Source organism: Rhodocyclus gracilis, from assembly GCF_009617575.1.
In the GTDB taxonomy this organism is placed as follows: Bacteria; Pseudomonadota; Gammaproteobacteria; order Burkholderiales; family Rhodocyclaceae; genus Rhodocyclus; species Rhodocyclus gracilis.
Map to the genome: position 1 here is coordinate 58,897 of NZ_WIXJ01000002.1, position 8,936 is coordinate 67,832.

Sequence of the window (8,936 nt, forward strand, 5' to 3'; positions counted from 1 at the left end):
CGCGGGATCAAGCAAGCGCGGCGGGAGGTGCGCGCGGAGCGTCAGGGCGGTGCTTGGGAGCAAAATCCCGTGGCGGCGGTTCCGCCGGCGGAGCATGCGTCGTCTGCGCGACGTTGCCACCAAGGCAGCCGGGATTACCGGCGCTTAAGCTTGCACAGGCATGTAGCTTGCACCACATGCAGTGCTGTGCTGGGTGGTGCGCGTCTTCCGAATCGGCAGGCGCGACGCTGCCCAGCGAGACAACGCCGGAGGCCGTGCAGATGTCTTCTACCGGAATGGCGCCGCCACGCGCGTCCGCGTACCAATTTGCCAGAGCAGGCGCCAGCGTCGCAAAGACGACAGCAGCAATGGCGAGCCAGCGGACCCAGCGGTGAAAGCGGACGTGCATGCGTCGATCTGCGCTCGTTAGCGGAAGAGATTGGCAAAGGGATCGGACACGCCGTTTGGAGAGCCCACCCGAGAATCCTTTACAGCGCGGCCGTGGACTCGCGGATTGTGCGTCACGATCAATGGCGCCAATCGATCATGTTTCAGAGTGTTTCATAGTATCGTTAATAAAAATTATTCGCAATAATGCAGAGCATTGGCAGATGAGCTTGCAGGGACCCGGAGAGCTAAACGATTCGGTGATGAGGTTCAGCGGCGGAATCTGGCGTCTTCACAACGGTGCGCTCTGCGCTGAGGAAGCGCCGGTGCCTCATTGTCGATGTCGATTTAGTCTGGCGCTGAATATCTGCGTTATCGGCACGGGTGTGGCGCTCGTATCAATCCGGATGTTCTGCGCCTTGGGCTGCGCATTGCGCGCCATATTAAGTCGCATAATTTGTATTATGTTAAGTCGGAAACGGACCAGTAAAAGGCGCAAGACTTCGCCTTTCACACTCGGCGGGCAACTCTCCGCCCTCTGCCCTTGATTTTTGCAACTATCGTCCGTAATGCCTTGGTCATCTGATCGATTAATAAAATCGATCAATCAAGCCACCAACGATAAGAAAAAATCATGGAAAAAAAAGAGCCGCAAACGGCCATCCGGGCGGATCGAGACGAGTGGGCCGAACTTCTGGGCGTATCCCCGACGCCCGCAACGCTGGCGAAGGTCGGCATCAACGAGACGACGTGGACGGCGATCAGGCGCGGGCGTGCGCCTCTTGTTCCAGTCTCAGCGTACCGGGCGGCACGCTTCCATCGCTATGGCGATCTTTCGGAGTTGGCCGGCGGCGAGTGGCGCGGCTTCGCGGTCTGCGACGGCGCTCTGACGGTGCCGGGGGTGAAGCGCCCTATCCCGGCCGGCGAATTGCGGGCGTGGTGGGCCACGCTGGCCGAGTTGCATGCGCTGCGCTTTCAGGTCGTTCAGTTGCAGCGTGACGTTGAGCGCGCCGACGCGGCGCTTGAGGCCGCCGAGCAGCGGGCGGCTTACTACCGGCGCCAGCTGGTGACGGAATCCCGGCTTGCGCTGATGCTGGCCGGGGCGTGAGCCGTCAGAAAGTCAGTTTTCCTACGACTTTCCCTTCCACCGCTATCTCGCAGGTTACATCCCACCACTGCGGCGATTTCTGAACGCTGGTGCAGTGGGCTACGGCTGGCTTTTGGCCGATGGCCCCGGCGGCGGTACCGGCGAACGAGTAGGGATCGAGCGGGCCTTCGATCACGGTCGCCCCGCTGTCCTGAACGATCAGCTTGTAGGCGCGTGAGGTGGTGAAGAAGTTGTCGTCGTAAGTCTTGACGATGTGCCCTGTGACGAAGTGCGATTTCCCTGCGTCGTCAGTGAATCCGAATGCGGGTGATACGTCGCGGCTTTCGGTCGTTGCACACGCTGTCAGTGCCGCCGAAGCGGCGATAGCGATCAGTGTCGATTTGCTCATCATGCCCCCCTTGAATTGACGGCAGCATGCTAGCAAAAAGGCCGGCGATTTGCCGGCCTCTCTGTGTGGGTGCCCTACTTCACTTCTTGACCGCCCTGACGGCGAAGAAGACGGCGGCGGCGACGAGGATCTGTCGCGCGACTCTGCACACCTGGCACTCGGTCATTTGTCGTTGCTCGGCGTCAGCGAAAACATGTCGCGGTACTTCTGCGGCAGGCTACGCACGACGAGGGCGGCGATCAGGGCGCCGGCCGCGACGATGATGGCTTCGCGCAGCACTTCGGGCATTGTCGGGATGATCTTGTTCACGTCCTCACTCCCGTCAGTTGGTCAAGTCGGCGGTGGGCCAGCGCCGCCGACTCTTTTACGTCGCTGATGCGTTCGTGCATGGCGCGCAGGTCGGCGCGGATGCCGCCGTAGATGGCGCCGCCGGTGATGAGTAGGCCGGCGATTTTCATGATCACGTCAGCATCCATGCTACCCCCGCTGTTCCGGCAGGAAGACGGCAGCAGCCCCGGCGGCGGCGACGCCGAGTTGCGTTACTGCGTTGATATGCTCCGGCGGTGCGCCGAAAAGTGCGGCGAGCGCGGCGAGGCCGGCCCAAGTGGATGGTTCGCGAAGGCGGGCGAGTACGTTTTTCATGGTGGTGGCTCCGGGTTGAGTTATTTGGTGAGGTTGGCCCATGCGCCCGACAGGAAAGTGCCAGCCGGGCAGCTGAACGAGGCATCCCAGAGACGGCCGGCGGCAAGGTCTAGCTCGCACTGGGTTTTATTGGTCTGCGGAATACCGACGACTTCGCCGATGCCGATGACGGTACCGGTCACGGCTCCGGCGGCAGCATCGATCGCTCCCTTTCCGATGCCGGACGCAATATCGCCGGTGTTGATGCTGGCGGCTTGCCAGCGTGTGATCAGGTAAAGCGCGAGCAGGCCCATGGCGGCGCCGGCAAGCAGCGGCATGGCAGAGGTTTTCATGCTTCGAATCCGGTGATGGAGGTGAAGCCGCGCACGCCCGTCGACGGGGCGTAGATCAGCTGGCCGTTGCGGTAGTAAAGCCCGCCAATGCCGTCTCCATAGGGGGCGCCGCTGAAAATCTGGTCGGGGGAGCCAGAGACCGGCAGCGGGCCGATGATGCTGCCGCCGCTGCTGCTGGAGCTGCGCTTGTTGGTGAGGACGTAGCCGACGCCGACGACGGCAGCGGCGACGGCGAGCATGGTGGTGAGGTCTTTAGGCATAGGTGCCTCCGGCATCGGCGAAGAGTTGACGCGCTTTTGCGCTTGATATGGTCGGCTGGCCGTAGGGCGAACCGGGGAGGCTGGCCCACTCTTTCGCGCACTTTGCGAGTGCGGTATCGAGTCGGCCGGCGTAAACGTCAGTGAGCGCGCCGCGACGGCGGATCAGCCATGCGGCGGCTTGATCTTGCGAGGCCGGCGAGAAGTCGGGCAGCGACAGCGCCGCCCTCGCCTCGTCCCACGTGCCGGCAAGGAACTGGTAGGCGCCGGCAGCGGTGGAGGTGATCTGGCGTCCGCCAAGCGTGGCGGTGACTTTGCGGCGTGGGTGGTCGCTGTAGTCGTCGAAGAGACCGCCGCCGAAGAGCGTGCGGTAGCCGTCGCGGCCAGCGGTGCCTTCGGCGTTGCGGATCAAGGCGAGGAAGGCTTGCAGGTTGCTGTCGTTCATGTCGATGTTTTTGTTCACAAAATCGGTGGCGGAGTCCCACATGCCGCCCCAGTCGATGCCGTCTGCACTGGTGTCGGTGCTTGTCTCGTCGGTGGCAGCGTTGGCGGCGCGTTGCCATAGCATCAGCAGAATGGCGCCGACGCCAAGACCGATCAGCGCGCCGCGCAGACTCATTTGCCTACCACTGCGGCCAGCAGACGGCGGAAGTAGCCTGGTTTGGCCGGTTCCGGCTCGAAACCTTCTGGCGCGTCTTGCTGGCCGTCTAGGTCGTCGTCTTGCTCCGGGACTGGCTCAACACTCCATGCGCCAGCACGAAAAAATGCGGCGAAGCCAGACGGCACTTCTGCCGGCGGCTCTTCAAGCGTGGCGTGGCGGGGCACGAGCCATGCGCCCGGCTCAAGCGGCGACGGATCGGCACGGCTTGCTCCGGTGTAGAGGCCGGTGTCGCCGTCGTAGTGATAGACCGGTGGCGCCGGCAGTGTTGGTTCGCTGATGTTTTCCATGATTTACCTGTCAGGGCATGTAGGCTATGCAGGGCAGCACGGCGACGTTGCGGGAGCGCGTTTCGGTGCCGCCAGTTGCGCCCGAGTTTATTGGCCCACCGGAAATTGCCGTCATATTCGCGTTGCCGCTGCTGCACTGCACTAGCTGTATTGGCAGTGTGTGACTGTGCGACTGGATAGCTCCTGACTGCGCGCTACCGATCAATCTCCCGGTATCAACGCCTCGGCCGTCGTCGAGGCCGCGCAGAAATTCTCCGCGCAGGTCAGGGATAGAGAACGTCGTCGAGCCATCGCCGGCTCCGTACGTCGTTCCAATCCGGTTGAAAAGCCACGCGTACGCCGTGCGCGACAGCAGTGCGCCGTTGGCTTTGATGTAGCCGTAGGGCGGCGTCGCCGTCAGTTCCCAGACGAAGAGCGGCCGATCCGGCGGCGGCGTTGAGATACCCACGGCGTCAGCCTTCGACGATGACGACGTTGGCGTTGCTGGCGATGCTGCCGATGGCTTGCACGGCATTCGCCGGGCACCAGCCTTCCGCAACGTAGCTGCCGCCCGGTGCGATCTTCACGCCGTTGGCGGCGGTGGCCGGGCCGGCGCCGAAGAACAGATACACGACGCCGGCCGCGTCATTGTTCTGGACCATCAGATATCGGCGCCCCGGCTTTGCAGCGAGGATTTGCGTGCTGGCGTTGGTGACGTTGGCGGTGGTCTGCGTCGCGTTGCCCGTGCTGTTGGTGATGGCGACTGAGCCGGCGGCGCGGTCGTAGCCGGCGTTTCCTGAGGTGATGCCCACCTGGACATCTTGCGCGGTGGCGCTGGTGATAACTACTTCATCAAATCCACCATCCGGCTGACTCCAGAAGCCATCGAGAACGTTCGTTGCGGTGAAGGCCGGCGAGCCGTGGCGCATGAAGATTATCGATACCGGGTTTGCAAGCGACAGGACGCGGAAGTAGCTGCCGGGTACGCCGAGTCGCCATTGCTGGCCGGCGGTGAGTGTTTGTTGGTAGGTCTGCACGATCAGCCTTTCTTAAGTGCGCTTACGGCGACGATGCCGGCGATGATCATTCCGCCGGCGACCATGAAGCGCTGGCCGCTGCTGGCGTCCTGCGCGGTTTTGTAGGCAGAGCCGACGTTTTCAGCCGACTGTGCGACGAGCTTCTGCGATTGCTTGTCGAGTTCGAGCACGTCCTTGGCGAAGCCGAGCAGCTTGTCGATGCCGCTGTAGGCGCTGACGGTGCCTGTTTTCGCGAGGTCGATAGCACCATTGATAGCGCCTTGATCCAGCACGGAGACATTCACGGTCGAAGAATCGGACGAGACGCCAACGCCGGTATCGACGACGAGGCGCTTATCAGTTGTGTTGGTTGTGGTCGTATTGGCTGACGAACTGCTGCTGCCGCCCCCGCCTCCACAACGGTATCCGCCGCCGATCTTTGCAGCGGTGGCCGAGTCGCCGAACGGCTCGCCGATTGCGTAAAGCTGTTGCCGGGTAGTCATAGCGTTTTCCCAAGGATGATGCCGCGCACCTGATAGCCCTGCTGCGCGAGCTTGGAGACAAGCCCACGGCGGCGCGTCTGGATATGCACGGCGGCGGCGCCAGAGGCGCGCGCGGCGTTTTCAATGGCCGGCACGATGGTTGCCGTCAGATCGACGGGCGAGCGAACCGCCCTGCCCGCTCTGATCCACACAATGTCGCCGCCGGTCATGCGCTCGCGCACCAGCGCGAAGGCGCCTACTTGGCCGGCCTCGTCGTCGACGTGGTAGCACTCGGCACCGGCCAACAGATCATCGAGCGACGACAGGCCTCCCGATGTATCTGTTTTCGGCGCGTCGAGGCCAGCCAGCAGCGCGCGGACGGCAGCAGCGGAGGCAGGGCGCAGGGTGATGGCGCTCATTTACGCGACTTCTTCCAGACGGCGTAAGCGGCCAGAGCGGCGAGGCCGATATAGAGCCAGTTGATTGACTTCGCCGAGTTGGCCGTAGAGCCGTGCGTTGCGACGTTCCAGCCAGAGAAGTCGAGCGATGTTATTGAGGTCTGATCGGCGCGGGCGCTCGACGGCGCAGACTTTGGCGAGAGGATTCCGCCGAGCACTTGCGATCCGGCCATGATTCCGACGCTCCATGGGTCGGCTCCCTTCGGGGAGACAGCAGCGGTTTCTCCAGCCATTACTTCACCAGCAGGAGAATGACGCCGCCGACGAGCAGTAGCGGCAGCAGCGAGTTAAGCGACGTGTTGTTCACGATCTGCCCGTTAGGAAGTCGCTGGCCGTTGATGACGACAGGCTGAGTGTTGTTCGCTTTCACAACGCCGCCGATAGCATCGATCATCCGAGGGAAACCGTTGTTAATGATTGAATCCCAGTTGATACCGCCCCCGGAAGACGAGGAAGTTGTGCTGTCAGACCCGAAGGACGGCAGCGGGTCGTCAACGTAGTAGCTTGGAGAGCTATCCATGCCGGAGTAGTTCAGGCCAAAGTCGCTCGGCTTGGTAAGGTTGAATCCGTACAGGTCGTTGCTCATTTTTTGCTCCAAAAAAAGGCGAGGAGCGCCCTCGCCTTTTGGCTCCGCGCGGTGGCTTAGGCGTTGTTCGGCTTGTCGAGCATTTCAACGTACACCTGTATCGAATCTGCCGCCGTCAGGAAAGTGTTGAACTCCAGCGACTTGGCATCAGCCGTCACCAGCACGCCCGACTGGTTGTTATCAACGATCGGGTCGTATACGTAGGTGTTAGCCTGCGGAACCTTGCGATATTCCTGCTGCGAAAAACGAGCGTCGTAGCAGCCCAAATCCCAGATTGCGAGGCCGTTTTTCTTGACTTCGAGGCGGTTCAGGTTGCCGGGCGTTGCGCCGGAAAACGAGGTGCCGGCGTAGAAGAAATGCACCCGCTTGACCAGCGCGCCCATGGGGTTGAAGTTGACGGGGAACTTGCCTGCGACGTTGGAACTGGTCGGGAAGTAGAGGATTTTGTGAATAACGTCGTTACCCTGACTCGCGGTGAAGTAGCCAAAGGAAGTCAGCGTCGGCGCGGTGGCGCCGGTGATGGTGATTTCGACGGTCATATCGTCGAGGTTCGGGAGGTCGTAGCCGCCCAGTTCCTTGCCTTGCAACGTCGGCGCGTCACGCTCGGTGAAGTCGATAGTCAGGTGGTTCGCGTCGTCGAACAGCCCTTTATATTTGTTGATGCGGTCGAGGAACGTGCCAGTGATGTTGTAGACGGTGCGGACGCCGAGCTTGAGCTTGATATCCGTGATCATCGCCTTCGTAAACGTGGTGCCGCCAAGGACGAGAACGAGGCGCGTCAGCGTCAATGCGTACTTCGGAATTTTCACCGTGGCAACGCCCGTATTGACGACGTTATTGAACGGGGGAATTTGCTGAATGATCATTTTTGGCGGACTCCTGTTAGCCGTTCAGGGCGGTGTCGACGAGCGACGAGGTAATGGGCAGCTTGCGGAAGATGTAGATGGCGGCGAGCACGGTGACGGCGCTCATCGCGGCGGCTTTGATGGTGGAGGCGTTCATGGTTAGGCGCTCAGGAGGCTCTTGACCTGATCGGGCAGGTAGGGCTTGGCGAAGTTGATAATGACCAGCGAGATTGCGGTGATGATGACGCCCTTCATGATGGCGTCCGTCGAGGGAATCGGCAGGGACATGTCTTAGGCTCCGGTGGTGTTGGGGTGAGTTAAAAATGAAAACGGCGCCAGATTCACACCTGGCGCCGCCTCATACAATCCCCTGTAAAAAGAGCTACGTAGCTCCTACAGCTATAGCATGTAGCTCCTACATAGCCCTTAAAACTCCAGCCGGCCGCGCCGCGTTTCGCCGGTGTCGGCGCGCTCGATCCACTCCAGCTGTTGCAGGTTGCGTAACTCGTCGGGATCGCAGTCCAACTCGTCTGCCATTACCTTGCGGTCATTGCGACCTTGCAGCCGGCCGCAATGAATCAGCGTTGCGTTGCCGATGATGGTCTTATCGATCAGCGCCGGGCGCTGGCTGATGCCGAAGATTGTCAGCCCTTCGCTGCGCCCTTGCGTGACGCAGAGCAGCCAGCCCGGCGGCGACCAGCCGGCGCGCGTGACTGTCGCCAGCTCTTCGGCAACCAGCGTGCAGTTCTTCCAGTGAAAGGCTAGGCGGCACAGGCGGTCAAACTTCTCTTTGTATGATGTCGGCTCAAATCCGGGGCGGAAGATGGCGCGAAGTTCGCCCGATTTTCCGGCGGCGAGCATGGCGCGGCCAAGGTCGCTGATGCTGGTGAATACCTGGCCGAATGCGGAGTAGTCGCTGGTCGGTTTGGCGTCCCAAACGACAAGCCGGCTTGGTCGGCCGGCTTTGAGTTGTCGCTTGATCCACTCGGTTTTGCCAGACCCGGAGGCGCCGATGACGGCGATGATTCGGGCGAGCGCCGGGGCGCCTGATGTGCGCTTTCTCATGCCGGCATCAGCTGCCCACCGGTGTCGCTGATCGGCAACGCCGGGGCGGCAGCAGTCGGTGCCGGCTTGTCGCCCTGCTCTTTCTTCTCGTCCTCTGCTGTGCGCTCGGCCATGAACGCCTTGTGCGCTTTCGCCGTTTGCACGGCCAGCGGCAGGGCTACGCCAACAAGGGCAATCTCGGCGCCGTACTGAGCCAGCCAGCCGCCGACGTTCCACTGATACTTCGCGGCGACAGGAACATATGCACTCGCCAGCTTAGTGAGCTTGTCTTCGGTGTAGATCGTCGGCAGGTAAGGAAGCAGCGGCGAGGCCATGGCGACGACGACGCCGAAGAGCGCGCGGGTTTCGTCGACTGGATCAACTATCGGCGCGGCAGCAGCGGCGTCGGCTTGGGCTTGCGCCTCGGCGTCCGCTTGGCCGTCTGCCGCCGTTTCGATGATCGCTTCGATTTGATCGGTTTCCAT

Annotated in this window: 20 protein-coding genes; 1 reads left to right on the plus strand and 19 read right to left on the minus strand. The window is 61.9% G+C overall.

What is annotated here, in order from left to right; genetic code table 11:
- Positions 1–7 precede the first annotated feature (7 nt).
- Entirely contained in the window at positions 8–388 is a 381-nt protein-coding gene (locus tag GHK24_RS03385) for a DUF2946 family protein (RefSeq protein ID WP_153469080.1), read from the minus strand.
- 612 nt (positions 389–1,000) lie between these two features.
- On the opposite strand from GHK24_RS03385, the gene GHK24_RS03390 reads away from it, so the two are divergent.
- Positions 1,001–1,474, plus strand: coding sequence for a hypothetical protein (locus GHK24_RS03390; protein ID WP_153469083.1), 474 nt, complete (start codon positions 1,001–1,003; stop codon positions 1,472–1,474).
- Positions 1,475–1,478: 4 nt separating this feature from the next.
- Here GHK24_RS03390 and GHK24_RS03395 read toward each other — a convergent pair whose 3' ends face one another.
- The 18 genes from GHK24_RS03395 to GHK24_RS03470 form a co-directional block, all read right to left on the minus strand.
- Positions 1,479–1,865 carry a hypothetical protein gene (locus GHK24_RS03395; protein WP_153469086.1) on the minus strand — a complete coding sequence of 129 codons (387 nt, stop codon included), beginning with the start codon at positions 1,863–1,865 and terminating at the stop codon, positions 1,479–1,481.
- Between the two features lie 159 nt (positions 1,866–2,024).
- The gene (locus tag GHK24_RS03400; RefSeq protein WP_153469089.1) at positions 2,025–2,171 is read right to left on the minus strand and encodes a hypothetical protein; all 147 of its coding nucleotides are present in this window, start codon (positions 2,169–2,171) and stop codon (positions 2,025–2,027) included.
- Positions 2,168–2,326, minus strand: coding sequence for a hypothetical protein (locus tag GHK24_RS03405; RefSeq protein ID WP_153469092.1), 159 nt, complete (start codon positions 2,324–2,326; stop codon positions 2,168–2,170). The genes GHK24_RS03400 and GHK24_RS03405 overlap by 4 nt, the downstream gene beginning before the upstream one ends.
- A 13-nt stretch (positions 2,327–2,339) precedes the next feature.
- Positions 2,340–2,504 carry a hypothetical protein gene (locus GHK24_RS13485; protein WP_194286365.1) on the minus strand — a complete coding sequence of 55 codons (165 nt, stop codon included), beginning with the start codon at positions 2,502–2,504 and terminating at the stop codon, positions 2,340–2,342.
- 20 nt (positions 2,505–2,524) lie between these two features.
- The gene (locus tag GHK24_RS03410) at positions 2,525–2,836 is read right to left on the minus strand and encodes a hypothetical protein (RefSeq protein WP_153469095.1); all 312 of its coding nucleotides are present in this window, start codon (positions 2,834–2,836) and stop codon (positions 2,525–2,527) included.
- Positions 2,833–3,096 (minus strand): hypothetical protein, encoded by a 264-nt coding sequence (locus tag GHK24_RS03415; protein WP_153469098.1) that lies wholly within the window; start codon positions 3,094–3,096, stop codon positions 2,833–2,835. Before GHK24_RS03415 ends, GHK24_RS03410 begins: the two co-directional genes overlap by 4 nt.
- Positions 3,089–3,712: a glycoside hydrolase family 24 protein gene (locus GHK24_RS03420; RefSeq protein ID WP_228384524.1), complete on the minus strand. Its 624-nt coding sequence runs from the start codon at positions 3,710–3,712 to the stop codon at positions 3,089–3,091. The genes GHK24_RS03415 and GHK24_RS03420 overlap by 8 nt, the downstream gene beginning before the upstream one ends.
- Positions 3,709–4,041, minus strand: coding sequence for a hypothetical protein (locus GHK24_RS03425; RefSeq protein WP_153469101.1), 333 nt, complete (start codon positions 4,039–4,041; stop codon positions 3,709–3,711). Before GHK24_RS03425 ends, GHK24_RS03420 begins: the two co-directional genes overlap by 4 nt.
- A 10-nt stretch (positions 4,042–4,051) precedes the next feature.
- Positions 4,052–4,489: a tail fiber protein gene (locus tag GHK24_RS03430; RefSeq protein WP_340666085.1), complete on the minus strand. Its 438-nt coding sequence runs from the start codon at positions 4,487–4,489 to the stop codon at positions 4,052–4,054.
- Between the two features lie 4 nt (positions 4,490–4,493).
- Positions 4,494–5,057: a hypothetical protein gene (locus tag GHK24_RS03435; protein ID WP_153469107.1), complete on the minus strand. Its 564-nt coding sequence runs from the start codon at positions 5,055–5,057 to the stop codon at positions 4,494–4,496.
- Between the two features lie 2 nt (positions 5,058–5,059).
- Positions 5,060–5,539 (minus strand): hypothetical protein, encoded by a 480-nt coding sequence (locus GHK24_RS03440; RefSeq protein ID WP_153469110.1) that lies wholly within the window; start codon positions 5,537–5,539, stop codon positions 5,060–5,062.
- Positions 5,536–5,937: a hypothetical protein gene (locus GHK24_RS03445; RefSeq protein ID WP_153469113.1), complete on the minus strand. Its 402-nt coding sequence runs from the start codon at positions 5,935–5,937 to the stop codon at positions 5,536–5,538. Before GHK24_RS03445 ends, GHK24_RS03440 begins: the two co-directional genes overlap by 4 nt.
- Entirely contained in the window at positions 5,934–6,149 is a 216-nt protein-coding gene (locus GHK24_RS03450) for a hypothetical protein (RefSeq protein ID WP_153469116.1), read from the minus strand. The genes GHK24_RS03445 and GHK24_RS03450 overlap by 4 nt, the downstream gene beginning before the upstream one ends.
- Before the next feature lie 59 nt (positions 6,150–6,208).
- Positions 6,209–6,562, minus strand: a complete 354-nt coding sequence (locus GHK24_RS03455) for a hypothetical protein (protein ID WP_153469119.1) — start codon at positions 6,560–6,562, stop codon at positions 6,209–6,211.
- Positions 6,563–6,618: 56 nt separating this feature from the next.
- Positions 6,619–7,428, minus strand: coding sequence for a major capsid protein P2 (locus GHK24_RS03460; protein ID WP_153469122.1), 810 nt, complete (start codon positions 7,426–7,428; stop codon positions 6,619–6,621).
- Positions 7,429–7,566: 138 nt separating this feature from the next.
- Positions 7,567–7,695, minus strand: a complete 129-nt coding sequence (locus tag GHK24_RS13775) for a hypothetical protein (protein WP_277986401.1) — start codon at positions 7,693–7,695, stop codon at positions 7,567–7,569.
- Positions 7,696–7,833: 138 nt separating this feature from the next.
- Positions 7,834–8,472, minus strand: coding sequence for a P-loop NTPase family protein (locus tag GHK24_RS03465; protein WP_153469125.1), 639 nt, complete (start codon positions 8,470–8,472; stop codon positions 7,834–7,836).
- Positions 8,469–8,936, minus strand: coding sequence for a hypothetical protein (locus tag GHK24_RS03470; protein WP_153469128.1), 468 nt, complete (start codon positions 8,934–8,936; stop codon positions 8,469–8,471). Before GHK24_RS03470 ends, GHK24_RS03465 begins: the two co-directional genes overlap by 4 nt.